Source organism: Candidatus Electrothrix sp., assembly GCF_052785085.1.
Genome location: NZ_JALAAI010000011.1, coordinates 1 through 18137 on the forward strand (window position 1 = coordinate 1; position 18137 = coordinate 18137).

The window sequence follows — 18137 nt, forward strand, 5'->3', positions numbered from 1 at the left end:
AAAACCAATTGAGTTCGTTTGTTAACATAAGTGCATCCTCCAATGTTATGATTAAAAAGCATTTTCATGGAGTATAACACGGTTAGCTATGAAAAACAGCCCGTTGAAGGTCAGGTGAAATTATCAGTATGATATTCTGCTGTTTTCCTGCCGACACATGCCGGACAACAACCTGGAGGCAATCCAGGCTGTCCTTGCTGCTCCAGCCATGTGATGCATCCCATGCACTACAAACACTGCGGCATTGAAACGAAAAATCCCATCCCGCAAACCAAACGCAGGATGGGATTTGTGAGCCGCACCATTTTTGGGGCCGGTCAGTCCCAAACCGCCAACCCACACTCCTGCCTGATCATCTCATCCTTGGTCAGCAAACCAGCCTGATGAATCATTGCCGTAGCGGTGATGATCCTGTCAAAAGGGTCTCTCGTCCACGAGATCCGCATGGCTTCCGTAATCACCCGTGCAAAAGATGCACGGCATTTTTCCAGCCCTATGCTCTCCGCAAGCGAATCAAAAATAACGGTCGGTTCAACCGTGATTCTTTTTATTTCAAATAAATACTGAAGTTCAAGCAGGACCAGTGGGGAAATCAGCAGCTCGTTTTCTTCTATGAGTTGACAGGCTTTTTCTGAGAGCAGAGACAGGTCACCGCTGTACAGCCAGACTACGACATGGGTATCAAGGTAAATCGCTGTTCCACTCATCCGACCAGTCCAAATGTATGATTGATTCAGGGTTGCCCTGTATGCAGGCATGTTTTGTTAGTCGAGATAGCTTGGATACTGGTTTTTTAGGGATAATTTGCAACCGCGCTCCTTTTCTTTCCACCTCCAGAGGTTTTCCTGATGCCAGAATTTTATCTAACAGTTTATAGATATTGCCCCGCAGGGTTGATGCCGTGATAGCCATTGATTATCCTCCTTAGCTTAAGTTTACGTACGACTCTATTTTACATAATCGTTCGTGCGCTAGCAAGCGATTTTAAAATCAATAGAGGAAATAGGGGGGTGGCATGTTCCTTCCCCCCTGGCCCGTGCCGCCTCCAGCCCGGCCTTTGTCCGTTCCCGGATCAGGTTTCGTTCAAACTCGGCCAAAGCCCCGAAGATCTGAAAGACCAGCCTGCCCCCGCTGGTGGTGTCCAATCCTTCCTGCAGGCTGATAAAACCCGTTCCCTGCTCTTGCCGAAACTAACCAAATAGGTTAATATATCAGCATGGAAAAACAAACCCCGCATCGCCCTTTGGCTGTTGTCAGTACCCCTTGCGGAACAGGGAAAAGATCCCCTCACGCCCGCTGATTTTTATAAAAGCATGACCACCTACGCCGATCATAAAATCTGGCAGGACGTGTACCGACCGAGCACCCCTGTGGGCGGTGAGTTCTCTAAACAGGTCAATGCGGCGATTGTCGATCCGAGTTTTATCGCCAAGATGCGAAAAAAACTCGGACTTGATCAGCGCACTGCAGCGGAGATCTTCGGCGGCGGCATCAACGCATTTTCGCGCTATGAAAACGGCAGGACACGTCCGCCCCTGTCTTTGGTGAAATTGCTCAAACTGCTTGACCGTCATCCTGACCTGCTCGGTGAAATCAGAACGGTGTAGATTCAAGGGACACTAACCGCAACAAAACATTCATTTCCTCAGCAACAGTTTTCTGCTCTTAAAAAATATTTGCATGGCATTCCCTCCCTTTTTCCAGTATATTTTTTTTCAATATATCTTCTGAAAAGAAAAGTTCGCTTTACCTATGCAGTTCAAAAACTTTTTAAAGAAAAACAATTTCATAACAAGATGATACCTAGATAATAAAAGGTGGCACTTTGAAAAACAATAGCAACAACCAAAAGAAGAACAGATCCATACTGCACAACGAGCAAGGCTTCACCCTGATTGAACTCATGGTGGTCATTGTGATCCTTGGTATTCTTGCAGGTATGATTGTCCCCCGTATCATGGATCGCCCTGATGAGGCCCGGCGCACCAAGGCAGAGGTCGATATCGGAGCAATCAGCCAGGCATTAAAGCTGTATAAACTGGATAATGGCAAATATCCTACCACTGATCAGGGATTACAGGCCCTGATAGAACCCCCTTCAACAGGCAAGCTGGCCAAGAACTGGCGTGATGGTGGCTATCTGGACAAAAATGCTGTCCCGACAGACCCCTGGGACAATGATTTTATTTACATCAGTCCTGGTTTGCACGACGATTTTGATCTCATGTCCTATGGAGCTGATAACGAACCTGGCGGTGAAGGCATGAATGCTGATATCAATAGCTGGGATCAATAGCTGGGAATCATGACCAAGCAACAGGGCTTTACCCTTCTTGAACTGATCGTTGTCATGGTGTTGATCTCCCTGACAGCCGTTTTTACGATGCCTAAAATCCAAGCCAGCCTGTACAGCAATGAACTCAGTGCAACAGCCCAGCGCATTGTCAGCCTGGTCACGGCAACAGCGCAAGAGGCCAGAGCCAGGCATACCAGCTATACCCTGCGCTTTGATCCTGATACAAAAGAATTTGTTACTGTACCGGTTACAAGGATACCGGAAATGGAAGAGGAAGAACAGAATAAAGCCTTTTTGCGGGTCACGCTGGATGATTCTGTGAGACTGGCAGGCATAGAAACGCCAGAGAACGAGACGCTGACAGCGAATACTACAGTACATAATAATGAGACAGGGATACTTTTTACCAGCAAAGGGTATACCCGAAAAGCAGCTATTCATTTAGAAAACGATACTGGAGATCAACGTACTGTTATACTGTCTCCCTTTCTCGGGCTTGCACGAATCCTTGATGGTTATGTTACGCTTGAAAATGACCGGATAATTGTGAGCAGATGAACGCATCGCAAAACGGCTTCACCCTTCTTGAGGTTATGGTGGCAGTGGCAATCATCGCCATGACCTTTGTCTCTCTTCTGGGTTCCCAGTCGCAGAGTATTTCCATTGCAGGTATCTCCCGCTTTGAAACCAATGCAGCCATGCTGGCCCGGCAAAAGCTGACAGAACTGCAACTGGAAGGCTTTGATGTCTTAAGCAGCACATCAGGAGACTTTGATGATGCATTTGCGGATTACACCTGGCAGACCGAGGTCAGGGAATTGTATGAGGATGAAACCGGCATAACAGGCATTGAGGGTATGCTCAAGCTTGTTACTCTTGAGGTCAGCCGCTACGAAGATGAGAGCCAGGTCTTCAGGCTCCGTTCTGTTATCATGGCTGAGATTGAGCCAATAGAAGGGGAATAAGCGTGTCCAGTCCACATCAGTCCGGTGCTGAGTCAGGCTTTACCTTGCTGGAAATCATGCTGGCGATCTCCATCCTCGGTCTGGTGGTGGCTATGGTGACCGTTGCCCTGTCTGGTTCCATTAATGCTATTGATGCTACTCTCAAACAAGGAGAGATCTCGTTTCAGGCCCAGGTCGCTATGGAACGGATCAGCGAGGATCTGAGTTCAGCACTATTGACCCAAGACTGGGAATTCATTGGTGAGCAGGGAACCAGTACTGGTGACCAGGGCATTCTGCTCTCTTTCTCCTCCTTAGCCCATCTTGTTTTTGATCCGGAAAATGACAGTCCGGGCATGGCCAGAGTCAGCTATGCTGTGCAATCAGACCCAAACCATGATGGTCATTTGGTGCTTTTGCGCAGCGATGTTCTCCAACGACCACGAGAAGAGGGTAACGAAAACAATGAGGTTGATGCCTATATTCTCGCAAATCAACTCCGCTCTGTGCGTTTTACCTATCATGATCATACAGGAACACAGCAGGAGAGCTGGGACACCACGGTTCAAGATGGTGATGAAGAGGCTGCAGCAAAACGACGTCTGCCTGCTGCTGTAACCTGTCGCCTGGAATTTTGGCGAAATAAAGAAGAAGAGCGAACAACGGTCTTTCAGACAAGCGTATTGCTGCCCACCGGCCTCATTCAGGGCAAACCAGAGGAGGAATAATGTCATTATCCTTTCTCCGTGACCGTTCAGGCATGGCCCTGGTTCTGGCATTGCTGACTGTTGCCTTTCTGGTTGCGGTCACTGTACGCCTCAGCACCTCAGTGAATGGACAGATGCAGGCTGCTGTCAATCAAAGCAGAGCAGTACGCCTGGATGCCATGCTCCTGTCCGGACTTAACCTTGCACGGGCAGCTCTCCTTGCTGATCAGCAGAAAAATGAGGAAGGAGATGCATCAGATTCTTCATGGGATAGCTGGGGAGTCATTGATTCACCGCTGATCAGCCAACTTTTTTCTGGTTCCATGGATATTACAGTAACAGACCTGTCTGGCCGCTTACAGGCCAATGCCTTGGTCTGGACAGAGAAAGAAAAAAAGGCCTGGAAGAAAAAACAAAAAGGGAAAGACAAGAAGAAAGACCCGGAAAAACTTCAGCGAAGCCTCTGGAAGCGTTTCCTCCTCCTGGAGAACCTTGGCATTGAAGAGCTTGGCGAGAATCAAGCCGCTATTATGCTGGACAGTCTGATGGATTGGTTGGATGAGAACGATGAAACAGAAGAAAACGGTGCGGAAAAAGGATACTACAGCAGTCTTGATCCTCCCTATGTTCCGGCTAATGGGCCTATGTCCTTGATAGATGACCTGGCATTGGTGAAGGGATGGAAGCAAAAAATTCTTTACAGCGAGCTGAAAAACAAGGCAAATACCACCTCTCATCTCATTGCTTATTTGACCAATGGTGCGCAACCGGGTATGGTCAATATCAACACAGCACCTGTACTGGTTCTTCAGGCCCTTCACGATGATATGACTGAAGAACTTGCTGCTGACATGATCTCGTTCAGAGAAGATGAAGTGAATCAAGAAATGCTTAATCAGGTCACCTGGTACCGCAATGTTCCGGGGTTTCCCGGGGATATCACCTTTGACTCTGCTCTGGTGACAACTGAAAGTAACTTGTTTAAAATAACTGTAACTGCTACGGAACAAGGTCTGCAACGGATTGGCGAAGGAATCATCCAGCGCAAAGAAAATCAGGAGCAGGTTCTGCTGTACTGGAAGATACAATGAACAACCAAATACCTCCTTCAGACATGGACGGTGGATGGAAAGATATCATCGAAGATTTCACCGAGGATTTTTTCCGTTTCTACCTGCCAGATTTGCACAAAGCCATAGATTTTTCTAAGGAAATAAGGTTCCTGGACAAGGAGTTAAACGAGATCCTCTGCGATAGCGACAACATCAAGCGCGAGGCGGACAAGTTGCTTGAGGTACGCCTGCTCAACAGTGGAGCGGTCAGGTGGATTCTAATTCATATCGAAGTGCAGGGCAACAGGGACGACAGCTTTGAGGAAAGGATGTATGTGTACAACTACAGAATATTCGATAAGTATCGGCAGGATGTCGTCAGTATCGCGGTTCTCGTTGACAGGAGCAAGGACTTCAGGCCATGCCGTTTTCTGCGGGAGCAATTCGGTTGCTCGGTTGAGTTCACTTTTCCGGTGATTAAGCTGCTGGACTTTGATACTGAGGAAACTGCGAAAAGCAACAACCCGTTTGCTGTTGTGACCAGAGTGCAGCTGGCCAAACTGCACTCTGGGGGAGATGTGGACAAACGCTACAGCTTCAGAATGGAACTGACTAAGGAATTGTACCAGAAAAACTACAGCAAAGAACAGATTTTCAGACTGTACCGATTTATCGACTATGTGCTGAAACTACCGAAGCCCAAGGCGTTGGAGTTTAAAAAGGAACTGGAAGCATTTGAGGAGGAGAGAAAGATGCCGTACATAACCAGCACGGAACGGATAGCCAGAGAGGAGGGACGGCTTCAGGGGCTTGAGCAGGGAAGAGATTTGGGGCTTGAGCAAGGAAGGGACTTAGGGATCACTTTGGGGCTTGAGCAGGGAAGAAGCACGGGGCAGCTTGAGGAAGCCCGGAAAGCAGTGCTCAAGGTTCTGGAAGTCCGCTTTGGGAGGCTTCCAGATATGACACAGAAAAAGATCGTCAACTGCGATGACCTGAGCAGACTGGAGCGGCTTTTGCAGCAGGCTGTGCTGGTAAAATCTTTGACCGAATTCGGACAGTAAGAGAGCGGGTGACACTTTTTTGGGGCATAGATATCAGTGATGATCTGGTAACCGGAGTAACTGTTTCCAGAAACGGTAAAGAGAGCAATGCGGTTGCCTGCGCCTTTTGTCAGCTTGATGAGGAAAACCAGCTTTCAGAGCAACTTCCTCTTTTGCTGGAAGAACTGCAATATTCTGGCAAAGGACGCTGTGATATCGGCCTTGGCCTTTCGCAACTGAGCCTGCGCAATATCACTCTACCCTTTACTGATAGTAAAAAGATAGAGCAAATCCTTCCTTTTGAACTTGATGAACAGCTGCTCCTTCCAGCTGATCAACACATTATCACCACCAATCCTGCAATGGTGGATGAGGAAAAGGGAGAAACCCAGCTGGTGGCTGCTGCTCTTGAAAAAGAACGCATGGCCCGGCACCTCTCAGTCTTTCGCGAACAGGGAGTGGAGCCAAACAAAATTTGTCCAACTGACTTTGTGCTGGCAGAATGCCTGAGCCAGACCGATCAGGAATCAGAAAATTTTATCGTGCTTTCCTGTGCAACCTCTGCTGCCACCATCGCTATTGTTCAACATGGTGCTGTTGCTTTTATGCGAGAGCTGCCCTACCCAACCGAGGTTTTTACAGAAACCCTTTTCTCCTTTGATGGAAAAGAAATTCATACAGACGATCCAGACAAGGCTGAACAGGCTGTCAAGCAGATTTGCCACACGGTTGAACAAAGTATAGACATCTTCACGTATCAATTTTCCAACAACCTGCAACCAGATTACATTCTGCTTACCGGCTCTATGCTGCTCGATCAGGGATTTCAGAAAAAGGTCGCTTCAGAACTCGGCCTGCCAGTGAAACAATCTGATTTGGTCCGTATAGATACTGTGACTCTGACAGCAGATATTGCTGGTCAATGGAAACCTGAACTCTTTGACCGACCTTTGGCCTTGGCGTTACAGGCTGCCAAAGCTGGAAGAAAAGCAACGAGTTTCAACTTCCGCAAAGACGAATTTTCCCTGCCACATTACCTGCTGGGCTCAAAAAAACAGCTCATCGGAGCAGCAGCCACAGTTGGTGGCTTTATTCTGCTGACTTTAGGCTACCTCTTTGGCGATGTTCACCAACTGGAAAAGAAACATGATAGGCTGTCAACGCAAATGACACAGGTGTTTCAACAATCTTTTCCAGGAATACGCCCCAGTGGAGATCCGCTCCTCCATATGCGCTCTAAACTACAGGGGATGGACACCATGTCTGTTTCCATGCCGATTTTCAGCGAAGAAAAGCGGGTACTCTTCGTTCTCTATGATATCTCAGCCCGAATTCCAGAGACTCTTGACCTGCATATCACCCGGTTGATTATTGATCAGGATTCCGTCAAAATGACAGGAACAACAGATGCCTTTAAAAATGTCAACACCATTAAGAGCCTGCTTACTGCATCAGATCGTTACGCAGCAGTAAATATTGTGTCTGCAACCAATGGTAAGCAAGGCGAAGGCATTCGCTTTGAAATTAAACTACAGCTTAACAGTGCAGAAGGAGAAGAACATACCTCATGACCTCTTTAAAGCAAAACGATAAAAAAGCGCTGATCATTCTGCTGAGCGCACTTATCCTCTTTGCTGTTATGCAATTCGCCCTTTTTCCTCTTCTGAACAAGAAAAAAGAAAACGAGCAAAAGATACAAAAAATGGAGAAAGATCTGGTTGAAATGCAGTCCATGCAGGAAGAAATCAGTCGATTAAGCCAGCGGAGTAACACTCTGGAACAGCTGGTTGCTGCCCGACCAGCAGATTTCAGTCTGTTCGCCTTTCTTGAAGAAAAATGTGCAGAAACAAAGGTCAAGGATAATATTTCCTACATGAAACCCTCTGACCCCACTGGTGAAGGGGCTGTCCAACAAATAATGGTTGAGATGAAGCTCAAAGCCATACGTCTTAATCTCCTGGTTGCCTTTTTGGAACGGGTTGAATCCGCAGAGCATACCGTGGCACTGAAACGTATCTCCATTCAGGTGAACAAGAAGGAGGTTGGAACCCTGGACGTGATTATGCAGGTTATCAGTCTGATCCAAACGGATGTAATCGGTGACTAGGCACTCTGCAATATGACTATGAAGTTACTGAAATTATCAGGATACCTTATATATACTGTCGCAGTTGTGCTCCTGCTGCTCTGGTATAAATTCCCTGCTGAGGCGTTTAAGAGCAGGATTGAGAAGGATCTGAATATCATGACTCCAACCCTGCAATGGGCTGTGGAAAAAATAATATTGTTTCCACCGTTTAATGTGCAGCTGCATAATATCAGCATTACCGGGAAAAAAGAACACAATACACTCGTCAAGGTCCAATCAGTTAACCTGCGCCCTGATCTTATGACCTGGAAAAAAACAGGAAATGTTGCAGGAAAATACACCTGCGATATCCTCCAGGGGTCTCTCACCGGACACCTGAGCGTGACAAAAGATCATAGTGCCCTTGAATATGATGGGACAGTGCAGGATATCCAGATAAACAATAACGAGTTGGCCTTTATTCAGCAAGAATATCAACGGACTGTGCATGGTACCTTATCAGGTACTTTTTCCGGTACACGAATGCTGAACAAGAACAACCATACCCTGCAAGGGGAGTTTACCTTTGCACAAGGCACCCTGAGCCTGCAGCAGCCAGTTTTGGGCATGAAGCAAATAGACTTTGACACCATAGAGACCAAACTCACATTTAAGGCAGGGACAGTATCCATAAGCCAAGGCAAGGTGAACGCGCCCTTATTTGCTGCAGACTTTCAAGGCAGCATGCAGACAATGGTTCCCTGCTCACTCTCCCACGTTGATGTAAAAGGCTCTTTCCAGCCCAGAGCTGAATTTGCCTCTTCTCTGGAGAGCCCGTCACTTGTGGCGCTCCTGAAAAAAGAAATGCAAAAAGGGGATCTTCCTTTTACGGTGAATGGGATCCTCAAAGCACCAGGTATTAAATTTCCCAGTCTTCCTTCTCAATTTAATAACCAGATGGGGTTGATCAGAAAACAGCTGCAGCAAACGCCCAAAGGGAGCCCGGCAAAATGATCAGCAAGATGATCAAGATCCTGCTCAAATTAGCTGGCATCTTTGTGCTGGCATATACAGCTGTTCATCTGGGATATGCTCAACTGGAAAAGGAGCTCTTGCATCGCAGCTGCTTTGACATTGCAGGGCTACCAACTCCAGGGCCAGCAATTCAGCACAGAGGCGACAAGGAAGAACCCCAGCCTAATGCAGAGGGTCCTCCTGCTGAACTGCGCCATCAGCATACTGCCAATACAGCACCTGGCTTACCGCTTGAAGACCAATCCACAACCTCTGAAAACCGAGAGGAAACCTTACCTACAGATTTGCCGGGTGATGTACCTGCTGTTGGGCAGACAATTGATTATGAAAACCCGGACTTCCAGGTGATCATTCGCCGTAATATTTTCCAGCTCACGCAGCAAGAGGAACCAGTAATCACAGAAGAGCAACCAACTCTTATTGAGAAACAGCCGGTTAAGGAAGTGCAAACAGCATTAAATCTGACTCTCTTGGGTACCGTGACGGGTGATAAACAAGCAGCACGGGCTATTATTGTTGAAGATAACAAAAACGAACAAAAGCTCTATCAGATCGGTGATGCTGTCCAGGGCGCAATTATAGAATCCATTGAGCGGGGTAAGGTTATTCTTGATGTCTTTGGTGCCCAGGAAGCCTTGCTCATGAAAAAACGAGAAGGCGGCGGACCAGGCCTACCTTTCATTACCCGGAGCCCTCGACCTCCTGCCCCACAACCCCCTCAGATTGAAGAAGAGCTGGAGGATATGGATGACTTTGAAGACCCTGAAGAAGATGATTCTGTTGAAGAAAAGAGCATTAAAACTCAGCGACGTCCTCCTGCTATACGGCCCCATCGTCGAGTAAATTTTCGTCGGAATCCGATTCGTAATCCCTCTGACATGGAAGAAGATATGCCCATAGATGAGCTGGATGAAGAAGTTCTGCCGGACCTGGACAGGTTGCCTGAAGAAGAATGAGAAGAATGAACTCCCCGTATTTAGGCATCATTGAAGGCTTCTTTGGCCGGGCATGGTCTTTTGCAACCCGGTTTGACTATGCAGAATTTTTGAAAGATAATGGCTATCATTTTTACATCTATGCGCCCAAAAATGATCCCTGGTTACGCAAAAAATGGGAGGAAGACTGGCCTGCTGAAATTTTTATCCAACTTCAGCGATTAATCAATCATTATCAAAACCTGGGGCTGGACTTTGGTATTGGACTCAGCCCCTTTGAAATGTATAACAACTATGATCGTTCTGCCCGAAAAAGCCTACACGAGAAAATAACGCTCTTTAATGAATTAGGGATCAACTTACTCTGTGTACTCTTTGATGATATGCACGGAGATGTACCAGATTTGGCGCAAAAGCAGGCTGAAATTACCCTTGATGTCCTGAACAAGACAACAGCTGACAAGGTCATAATGTGCCCTACCTATTATTCCTTTGACCCGGTTCTGGAAAAGGTGTTTGGTACACGTCCAAAAGGATATTTTCAGGATTTAGCAAAAGGACTACCGCCTCAAATTGATATTTTCTGGACAGGCCCGAAAGTTTGTTCACAGGAATTTCCAGAATCCCATGTACAAGAAGTGAGTGAACTTCTGGGGCGGAAACCGTTTCTCTGGGATAACTATCCAGTGAATGACGGAAGGGTGACCTCTCAGTTCATCCTTCTGAAACCTTTTGAGAATCGTCCGGGGTCGCTGGTTGAACTGACTGCAGGCCATGCTGCAAATCCTATGAATCAGGCCTGGCTTTCCCGCATTCCCTTATATTCGCTTCCACGCAGTTATGCTGAAAAGGAACATTATGACCTGCAGAAAACCAGACAAGAGGCTGTCCAACAGGTAGGCGAAAAAAGACTTGCGCAGCAACTCCTTAACGATATTGATATACTGCATACCCAAGGGCTGGATCATATCAACCCGGCCCAAAAAAAAGCACTTATTATGCAATACAGCTGCTATACCAGTCCCTATGCTCAGGAAATTATAGACTGGCTCAATGGGGAATATGCCTTTGATCCGGCATGCCTGACCGATTAGCTTTTGATATTTTGATACTTGTCGACGTACTGTTTACCTGTTAATTATTTACGTGAAAGTACCGGGTATGCTTTGTGATCCCTCCCAAGGGGAGGGATGGAAGCTTATTTGAAAGTACCGACGGCTCCTTGGAGTCGTCTGATCAACTTCCATATTTTGTTATCCCTCCCTTGGTGGTGGGATGAGAGTTATAGGGATAAGGACAACCCTTTTTGCATTGCAATATATTATGAAAATTTCTTTCTCTTTAGTACAACGTATATTCCGAACATTATCTATAGCATCTATTACTGTGTTGTTTTCCCTGTGTATCTGCCTGCCGAACAGCTTTGCTGAAAGCACTGGTCAATCCCAGGAGGAAGACGGACAGCAATATGTGACCATTGATTTCAATGATGTTGATATTAATGTTTTCATTAAATACATCAGTGAGTTGACAGGAAAAAACTTTATTGTTGACCGCACTGTTAAAGGAAAGGTTACTGTCATCTCTCCAACCCGCATGACAGAAAAAGATGCCTATCAGGTCTTTGAATCTGTCCTGGAAGTCCATGGATTTACGACCGTTCCCAGTGGGCCAATCATCAAAATTGTCCCTGCTGTTGAAGCGCGTTCAAAAAGTATTCCCACGGTCAAGGCCGGGGCAAAGTATTCTTCAGACGACAAGGTTGTCACCCGGATTATTCCAATGAAGCACTCTGATCCAGATGAACTGAGAAAGATACTCACTCCCCTGCTTTCCAAAACAAGCAATGTAATTGCTCATGCCCAGTCCGGGATGTTGATTCTGACAGATGTCCAATCCAACATCAAACGTTTGATGGAAATTATTGAAGAAATTGATGTGCCAGCTGTGGATGAAGAGCTGGTTATTATTCCTTTGCAGTATGCCTCTGTCACTGATGTGGGTAAATCCATCAGCCAACTCTTTGTCCAATCCAGGCGAAGAACCCGGAGCAGCAGCTCGTCCTCAAATATCAAAATTATCCCCTATGAACGCACGAATTCCCTTATTGTTTTCGCACCCAAGGCCCAAATAGAAAAACTCCGAAGCCTTTTGGAACAACTGGATACCAAGGCACCAAAAAGCGGTGGAAAGATCCATGTCTACTATCTTCAGCACGCCAATGCCGAAGAGCTGGTCAAGGTGCTGACCAGTCTGCCAACCAAACAGTCAGGAACAACAGCAAGAAAGAATACCAAGGAAGAGGCGTCAAAGGCCCCTCCTTTGTCCACAAACCTGCAAATCAACGCAGATCCGGAAACAAATTCCCTGATTATCACAGCTCCCAAAGAAGAATACGTGATTCTGGAAGAGATCATTGAAAAGCTTGATATCCCCCGGCGTATGGTCTACCTGGAAGCCCTGATTATGGAAGTATCCATTGAAAAAAACTTCCAGCTGGGTGTCGAATGGGGAGGCTTAGGAAGTTTTCACGATGAAACCGGTACCCTGGGGAGCGGGTTTACTGATAATAACTTTGGATTGCTCAAAGGAATTGATTCAGGGGTTGCCGGGATGGCTGATGGAGCAACCTTGGGCCTTCTGAAAAAAGGTGTTAAAATAGGCGGGGTCTATTTCCCGGATATTGGCGCAGTACTTAATGCCTTTAAGAGAGATTCAGATATCAACATCATTGCAACCCCACAGGTTTTAACCACTGATAATAAAGAAGCAACCATTACAGTTGGACAAAACGTTCCCTATATTACGAGTAAAAATACATCCGACACTGGAAGCACCCAGGATTACACGAACTACGAGTACAAGGATGTCGGTACGACTCTAAAAATTACCCCGCAGATTAATCAGGCAAACCTGCTTCGCCTGGAAATTGGCGTTGAAGTCACCAGACTCAAAAGTGAAGCCGGAGTGACCACTCCAACCACCTATAAACGATCAGCCGACACCACGGTAGTGGTTCATAATGAAGAAATTGTTGTTATCGGCGGTATGATCGGCCAGGATATCACCTCCGGGGATTATAAAGTTCCTTTGTTTGGCGACATCCCTTTGCTGGGCTGGCTGTTTAAAACTCACGAAGATCGTAATAATAAAACCAATATGTTTATCTTTATCATGCCCCGGATCGTGGAAAGCTCGCCCCAACTTGCAGATATCTACCAGCGGAAACGAGATGTTATGGAGGACGTTCAGGAGGGGGCTGGAGATGTTCCTGAAGAGTCTCTGCAAAGTGTTCCCAAACAAGAACATGCGCTTGCCTTTATTGACCTGGGATTTGCCAAGTTGCAACAAAAGGAATACAAAGCTGCTCAAGGATACTTTCTCCAGGCCCTGAAAATTGACCCGGAAAACCCCTATGCCCTGATTAATATGGGAATCATCTACGAGCATGAACAGCAATTCAAGAAGGCTGAAGAAACCTATAAGCAGGTTCTTGAGCTTGCTGACAGCCGTCAGGATGCAAGTGAGTCAGGACATACCGCAGAAGATCAGGCATTACTCAATACAGCTCGTGAGAACCTGAGAAAAATTAAACAGCAAAGGCTGAAATAACAGGTATCCTCTCATGAAGCCTCTTGGTCAAATTCTTTTAGAGTCCTTTAATATTGAGGAAGAGGATATCAGCCATGCTCTGCAGATTCAAACAGAACAAGGTGGATTGCTGGGCAATATTCTGGTTCAGGAAAAAAAAATAACTGAACTCGAACTGCTGCACGCACTCAGTCTTCACTCAGGTCTTGAACTGCGAAAATCGCTCCCTACGGATACCAATCCTTTTTTTACGAATAAAGTTTCTATAGGTTTCTTGAAAAAATTCAAAATGATGCCTATTGCAACACCGAGCGAGTCCTTTATTGCACTGGCTGACCCAGCCTATTTTCAACAACTGGACGATCTTCAGAGGTCTCTTCATTGGGAGGGTATCAAAACGGTTCTTACACCGGAAGAAGAAATTCTTATTGCAGTCAATACTGCCTACGACCGCTCCAGCCAGGGGGCCGCAGATCAAGTACTCCAGGATATTGATGAGGATGATCCAGAAGCCCTTCTTTCAGAAATCGAAGAAACAGCGGATCTGCTGGACGATACCAGTGATGCACCGGTTATTAAACTGGTCAACCTGATCCTTTCCCAGGCAGTTCGTGATGGTGCCAGCGATATCCATGTGGAGCCGTATAAGGACCGGGTCAAAATCCGAAAGCGTGTTGACGGTATTCTTTATGATATGCTGACCCCGCAAAAGCATGTTCAGGCCAAGTTGATCTCCAGGATTAAGATCATGGGTAAAATGGATATTGCCGAAAAGCGCCTGCCCCAGGATGGACGGATTGAAATCCGCATTGCAGATAAAAATATTGACCTTCGTGTCTCTTCTCTGCCCACAGCCTTTGGAGAGCGCATTGTTATGCGCCTGTTGGATAAATCCAATGTGCTGCTTTCCCTGGAACAACTTGGTATGTCTTCCCGAGATCTGGACCTGCTCATGAAGCTGATCAAGGTACCCCATGGTATCATTCTGGTCACCGGCCCCACAGGAAGCGGTAAAACAACCAGTCTTTATTCTGCCTTATCTGTGCTGAACCAGCCTGATGTTAATATTATTACGGTAGAAGATCCTATAGAATATCAAATCAATGGGATCAGTCAGGTCCAGGTGAATGCAAAAATTGACCTGACTTTTGCTAATGGCCTGCGCACTATTGTCCGTCAGGATCCGGATATCATCCTTGTTGGTGAGATCAGGGATATCGAAACAGCAAATATGGCCATTCAGGCGGCCCTGACCGGCCATCTTGTCTTCTCCACCCTCCATACCAATGATGCAGCCAGTGCCGTCACCCGCCTGATCGATATGGGCGTTGAGCCTTTCCTGGTCTCATCCTCTGTGAACGCCATTATGGCCCAGCGACTTGTCCGTAAAATCTGCCCCCATTGCCGGGAAGCCTACACACCGGCTCCAGAGTATCTGGAACAGTTAGCCCTGCCCCAGGAATTTCATGATGCTAACCTTTATCTTGGCAGGGGTTGTGAAGAATGTTTGTATACAGGGTACCATGGGCGGCTGGGGATCTACGAACTCATGGTTCTGTCCGAGCAGATCAGAAGTACCATCCTCACAACTTCCGATGCTGGTCAAATTAAACGAGAGGCAATGGCTGATCCAGAAAACCCCATGTTGACCCTTCGCATGGATGGCCTGCAAAAGGTACTGGATGGGGTTACGACTCTGGAAGAGGTCTTCCGAGTGACCTAACCCGAAAGTCCTTTTATGAATATCCTCCTTATCCGTCCCCGCCCCAGTCGCGAAACCATTGGCCTCCAGCATGTGATGCTCTGCGAACCTTTGGAGCTGGAATACCTTGCTGCCAGCATTGCTGATCAAGGGCATCAGGTAGATATTCTTGATATGATCCTGGAAAAACGGCCCCTGCCTGATCTCCTCGCTGCGTTCCAACCTGATCTGGTGGCCATGACTGGCTATATCACCCATGTTCGCATTATCAAGCTAATGGCTGAGACCATCAAGGCCTGGTCAGCAGAATGCCTGACTGTGGTGGGTGGAGTCCATGCAGAGGTGGTTCCAGAAGATTTTCAGCATCCTGCCTTGAATGCCATTATCTGCGCCAACGGCCTGACCACTTTTCAGGAACTGGTACACTGTGCCGCAACACAACAGTCTTTTCAGGAGATAGCTGGTGTATGGCACCCTGATAAGCCCCGACCTGTCAAAGAGACCTCTTTTTCTCATCCTTTTCCAGACCGCTCCAAGGTGGCCCGCTATCGCCATCGCTATTACTATCTTTTTCATAATCCCTGCGCCCTGCTCAAAACCTCCTTTGGCTGTCCTTTCCACTGCAATTTCTGCTTTTGTCGTGAAATCACTGATCACCAGTATTTTGAACGCCCTCTTCCTGATATCATGGAGGAACTCTGTCAGATCCCGGAGCAGGAAATCTATATTGTGGATGATAATTTTCTGGTCAATGCGGACCGGGTCCTGGCCTTTTGCGATGAACTGGAACAACGCAACATGGATAAACGTTTCCTGATCTATGGCAGGGCTGACTTCATCGCTGCTCACCCAGAGGTCATCCGTCGTTTTGCTGCCAATGGCCTGCGGGCTGTGATTGTGGGGATTGAATCCTGCCTGGATAGGGATCTGGATCGCTTTAATAAAAAATCCAGCCTCAGTATTAATGAACAGGCTGTGGCTGTGTTGGCTGAGCATCAGGTGGATTGCTATGCCACTATGATTCTGGACATGGACTGGAACAGCAAAGACTTTCGTCATTTAGGCCAGTGGTTGAAAAAGATGAATCTTTCTTTTGTCAACCTTCAGCCCTTTACCCCACTCAAGGGCACTGCTGCTGGTGAGGGCTATGAAACAGCCCTGCGTATTCCACGCAGTGAGTATGAAAAATGGGACTTGGCCCATCTGGTTCTTCGTCCTGGTAAACTCTCTGTGGCAGGGTATTACTGGAATATTATCAGGCTCTATCATACTGTTACCTTTCGTCCAAAATCTCTCCTTAACCTGCTCCGACGTTTTGGGTTACGGGATAATGTACGACTTTTTTTCGGCTCCAGCCGGGTGACCCTACAATACCTTGGCAAGGTTATTCGATCTATAAACAAAAACAACATGCCATGAAAATCCTCTTTATCCAACCCTCACCCTATGGTTCTGATAGCTTACCAATAAAAAAAAAGCGGCTCTACTTTGTTGGCCTGGCCCTGCCGCTGCTGGCAGCCCTTACCCCTAAGGATTGGCAGGTGGAAATCTGCCTGGAAACCATTGAAGATATCCCCTATGATACAGATGCACATATCATTGCTCTGTCTGGAATGGGACATAGTATTGTGCGCTCCATTAATCTGGCCAAGGAATTTCGCGGCCTCGGCAAAACCGTGATCATGGGAGGCTACATGGCCAGCCTGATGCCCAAAGAGGCAAAAAAATATTGTGACGCCGTGGTCATCGGTGATGCAGAACTGGCTTGGCCCAGGCTGCTGGAAGATTATCAGCACGACAGTCTCCAACCGTACTATGAAGAACAACTGAAAGAACTTGACCCTCCCCTGCCTCGCTATGAATTACTGCTGGGTAAAAAGATCGGTGACTTCTTACCCGTGCAAGCAGGTAGAGGCTGTCCCAAATCCTGTTCTTTCTGCTCAGTCCATTGCCTGTACCGTAATCGCTATTACCAACGCCCGGTAGCGGCAGTGATGCGGGATATCCATTATGTGCAAAACCTGGGATTTCGTAAATTCCTCCTTTTGGATGATAATATCCTGGCGCACCCCTCCTACCTCCTCCAGTTATGCGAGCAAATCAAACCGCTGAACATGACCTGGTACTCGCAATGCTCCATTGAAATTGTCCATCGTCCGGACCTGCTCAAGGCAGCAGCAGAAAGTGGTTGCCGGGCCCTGAGCTTTGGCCTGGAATCCATTTCCCAGGAAAGCCTTGCAGCCATAGATAAAGACTGGGCTGACTCAAGCCAGTATCCTGCTCTGATCCGTACTATTCAGGATGCGGGAATTGACGTGTCCACGGAAATGGTGGTAGGTGCGGACGGGGATACCAAGGAAAGTATTGCCCGGACAGCTGATTTTATCAAAAAAAACAAAATCGTTGTGCCAAGATTTTACATCCTGACACCTATTCCGGGCACAGATTTCTATACACAGATGCTGACACAGGGGCGAATATGTAATCACGATCTCTACTCCTATAATGGCACTGAAGCAGTCCATATCCCACGGCATATGAGCCCGGAAGAACTCACCCAGGCATATTGGCAACTGTACGAAGAAGTATTCAGCCTGGGATCTATTCTGCAACGCACAATTCTGCGCAAGGACTTCTGGAAGCGCCCTTGGGATTTTTTTCTCTACCTGGTGGTTAACCTCTATTATCGCCACCATATCAAAAAAAAGATTACGCCAAATATTTTTTAAAAGCTCCACCAGTTTTCCACCAGTCAGTTCCCAAAAAA

The 18137-nt window shown here is 47.0% G+C and carries 17 protein-coding genes and 3 pseudogenes; 17 read left to right on the top strand and 3 right to left on the bottom strand.

The genetic code is table 11. The features are described from left to right. Positions 1 to 317 precede the first annotated feature (317 nt). The 3 genes and pseudogenes from L2082_RS03275 to L2082_RS03285 all read right to left on the bottom strand — a co-directional run. Positions 318 to 707 (bottom strand): type II toxin-antitoxin system VapC family toxin, encoded by a 390-nt coding sequence (locus tag L2082_RS03275; protein WP_446008649.1) that lies wholly within the window; start codon positions 705 to 707, stop codon positions 318 to 320. Then, positions 682 to 912: a type II toxin-antitoxin system Phd/YefM family antitoxin gene (locus L2082_RS03280; protein ID WP_446008650.1), complete on the bottom strand. Its 231-nt coding sequence runs from the start codon at positions 910 to 912 to the stop codon at positions 682 to 684. Before L2082_RS03280 ends, L2082_RS03275 begins: the two co-directional genes overlap by 26 nt. A gap of 77 nt (positions 913 to 989) precedes the next feature. Beyond that, a pseudogene (locus L2082_RS03285) lies at positions 990 to 1184 on the bottom strand (recombinase family protein); the annotation flags it as partial. 66 nt (positions 1185 to 1250) lie between these two features. Here L2082_RS03285 and L2082_RS03290 point away from each other — a divergent pair. The 17 genes and pseudogenes from L2082_RS03290 to L2082_RS03370 all read left to right on the top strand — a co-directional run. After that, positions 1251 to 1364, top strand: a pseudogene (locus L2082_RS03290) (type II toxin-antitoxin system MqsR family toxin); the annotation flags it as partial. An 18-nt stretch (positions 1365 to 1382) separates the two neighbouring features. Then, a pseudogene (locus L2082_RS03295) lies at positions 1383 to 1607 on the top strand (type II TA system antitoxin MqsA family protein); the annotation flags it as partial. Between the two features lie 218 nt (positions 1608 to 1825). Beyond that, positions 1826 to 2296: a type II secretion system major pseudopilin GspG gene (gene gspG, locus L2082_RS03300; RefSeq protein WP_446008651.1), complete on the top strand. Its 471-nt coding sequence runs from the start codon at positions 1826 to 1828 to the stop codon at positions 2294 to 2296. 9 nt (positions 2297 to 2305) lie between these two features. Next, positions 2306 to 2854 (top strand): pilus assembly FimT family protein, encoded by a 549-nt coding sequence (locus tag L2082_RS03305; protein WP_446008652.1) that lies wholly within the window; start codon positions 2306 to 2308, stop codon positions 2852 to 2854. Then, entirely contained in the window at positions 2851 to 3261 is a 411-nt protein-coding gene (locus tag L2082_RS03310; protein ID WP_446008653.1) for a type IV pilus modification PilV family protein, read from the top strand. Before L2082_RS03305 ends, L2082_RS03310 begins: the two co-directional genes overlap by 4 nt. 2 nt (positions 3262 to 3263) lie before the next feature. After that, positions 3264 to 3968: a PulJ/GspJ family protein gene (locus tag L2082_RS03315; RefSeq protein WP_446008654.1), complete on the top strand. Its 705-nt coding sequence runs from the start codon at positions 3264 to 3266 to the stop codon at positions 3966 to 3968. Then, positions 3968 to 5038 (top strand): general secretion pathway protein GspK, encoded by a 1071-nt coding sequence (locus L2082_RS03320; protein WP_446011448.1) that lies wholly within the window; start codon positions 3968 to 3970, stop codon positions 5036 to 5038. The genes L2082_RS03315 and L2082_RS03320 overlap by 1 nt, the downstream gene beginning before the upstream one ends. Continuing rightward, a complete protein-coding gene (locus L2082_RS03325) occupies positions 5035 to 6060 on the top strand; it encodes a hypothetical protein (protein WP_446008656.1) in 1026 nt (341 codons plus the stop codon). Before L2082_RS03320 ends, L2082_RS03325 begins: the two co-directional genes overlap by 4 nt. A gap of 8 nt (positions 6061 to 6068) precedes the next feature. Further along, positions 6069 to 7610 (top strand): type II secretion system protein GspL, encoded by a 1542-nt coding sequence (gene gspL, locus L2082_RS03330; protein WP_446008657.1) that lies wholly within the window; start codon positions 6069 to 6071, stop codon positions 7608 to 7610. After that, positions 7607 to 8146: a hypothetical protein gene (locus L2082_RS03335; protein WP_446008658.1), complete on the top strand. Its 540-nt coding sequence runs from the start codon at positions 7607 to 7609 to the stop codon at positions 8144 to 8146. The genes gspL and L2082_RS03335 overlap by 4 nt, the downstream gene beginning before the upstream one ends. Before the next feature lie 18 nt (positions 8147 to 8164). Next, the gene (gene gspN, locus L2082_RS03340) at positions 8165 to 9121 is read left to right on the top strand and encodes a type II secretion system protein GspN (RefSeq protein ID WP_446008659.1); all 957 of its coding nucleotides are present in this window, start codon (positions 8165 to 8167) and stop codon (positions 9119 to 9121) included. Further along, on the top strand, positions 9118 to 10098 hold the full coding sequence (locus L2082_RS03345; RefSeq protein WP_446008660.1) for a type II secretion system protein N: 981 nt from the start codon (positions 9118 to 9120) through the stop codon (positions 10096 to 10098). Before gspN ends, L2082_RS03345 begins: the two co-directional genes overlap by 4 nt. A 5-nt stretch (positions 10099 to 10103) precedes the next feature. Then, complete coding sequence (locus tag L2082_RS03350) at positions 10104 to 11171, top strand: beta-N-acetylglucosaminidase domain-containing protein (protein WP_446008661.1); 1068 nt, start codon at positions 10104 to 10106, stop codon at positions 11169 to 11171. 229 nt (positions 11172 to 11400) lie between these two features. Beyond that, positions 11401 to 13689 (top strand): type II secretion system secretin GspD, encoded by a 2289-nt coding sequence (gspD, locus tag L2082_RS03355; protein WP_446008662.1) that lies wholly within the window; start codon positions 11401 to 11403, stop codon positions 13687 to 13689. A 13-nt stretch (positions 13690 to 13702) separates the two neighbouring features. Next, a complete protein-coding gene (gene gspE, locus L2082_RS03360) occupies positions 13703 to 15391 on the top strand; it encodes a type II secretion system ATPase GspE (RefSeq protein ID WP_446008663.1) in 1689 nt (562 codons plus the stop codon). Between the two features lie 15 nt (positions 15392 to 15406). Next, a complete protein-coding gene (locus L2082_RS03365) occupies positions 15407 to 16789 on the top strand; it encodes a B12-binding domain-containing radical SAM protein (protein WP_446008664.1) in 1383 nt (460 codons plus the stop codon). Beyond that, positions 16786 to 18099 (top strand): B12-binding domain-containing radical SAM protein, encoded by a 1314-nt coding sequence (locus L2082_RS03370; RefSeq protein ID WP_446008665.1) that lies wholly within the window; start codon positions 16786 to 16788, stop codon positions 18097 to 18099. The genes L2082_RS03365 and L2082_RS03370 overlap by 4 nt, the downstream gene beginning before the upstream one ends. Positions 18100 to 18137 lie beyond the last annotated feature (38 nt).

Coding starts and splice junctions, on each gene's coding strand:
- L2082_RS03275 (WP_446008649.1), bottom strand. CDS start 707: ATGAGTGGAACAGCGATTTACCTTGATACCCATGTCGTAGTCTGGCTG.
- L2082_RS03280 (WP_446008650.1), bottom strand. CDS start 912: ATGGCTATCACGGCATCAACCCTGCGGGGCAATATCTATAAACTGTTA.
- L2082_RS03305 (WP_446008652.1), top strand. CDS start 2,306: ATGACCAAGCAACAGGGCTTTACCCTTCTTGAACTGATCGTTGTCATG.
- L2082_RS03310 (WP_446008653.1), top strand. CDS start 2,851: ATGAACGCATCGCAAAACGGCTTCACCCTTCTTGAGGTTATGGTGGCA.
- L2082_RS03320 (WP_446011448.1), top strand. CDS start 3,968: ATGTCATTATCCTTTCTCCGTGACCGTTCAGGCATGGCCCTGGTTCTG.
- L2082_RS03325 (WP_446008656.1), top strand. CDS start 5,035: ATGAACAACCAAATACCTCCTTCAGACATGGACGGTGGATGGAAAGAT.
- L2082_RS03335 (WP_446008658.1), top strand. CDS start 7,607: ATGACCTCTTTAAAGCAAAACGATAAAAAAGCGCTGATCATTCTGCTG.
- gspN (WP_446008659.1), top strand. CDS start 8,165: ATGAAGTTACTGAAATTATCAGGATACCTTATATATACTGTCGCAGTT.
- L2082_RS03345 (WP_446008660.1), top strand. CDS start 9,118: ATGATCAGCAAGATGATCAAGATCCTGCTCAAATTAGCTGGCATCTTT.
- L2082_RS03350 (WP_446008661.1), top strand. CDS start 10,104: ATGAACTCCCCGTATTTAGGCATCATTGAAGGCTTCTTTGGCCGGGCA.
- gspD (WP_446008662.1), top strand. CDS start 11,401: ATGAAAATTTCTTTCTCTTTAGTACAACGTATATTCCGAACATTATCT.
- gspE (WP_446008663.1), top strand. CDS start 13,703: ATGAAGCCTCTTGGTCAAATTCTTTTAGAGTCCTTTAATATTGAGGAA.
- L2082_RS03365 (WP_446008664.1), top strand. CDS start 15,407: ATGAATATCCTCCTTATCCGTCCCCGCCCCAGTCGCGAAACCATTGGC.
- L2082_RS03370 (WP_446008665.1), top strand. CDS start 16,786: ATGAAAATCCTCTTTATCCAACCCTCACCCTATGGTTCTGATAGCTTA.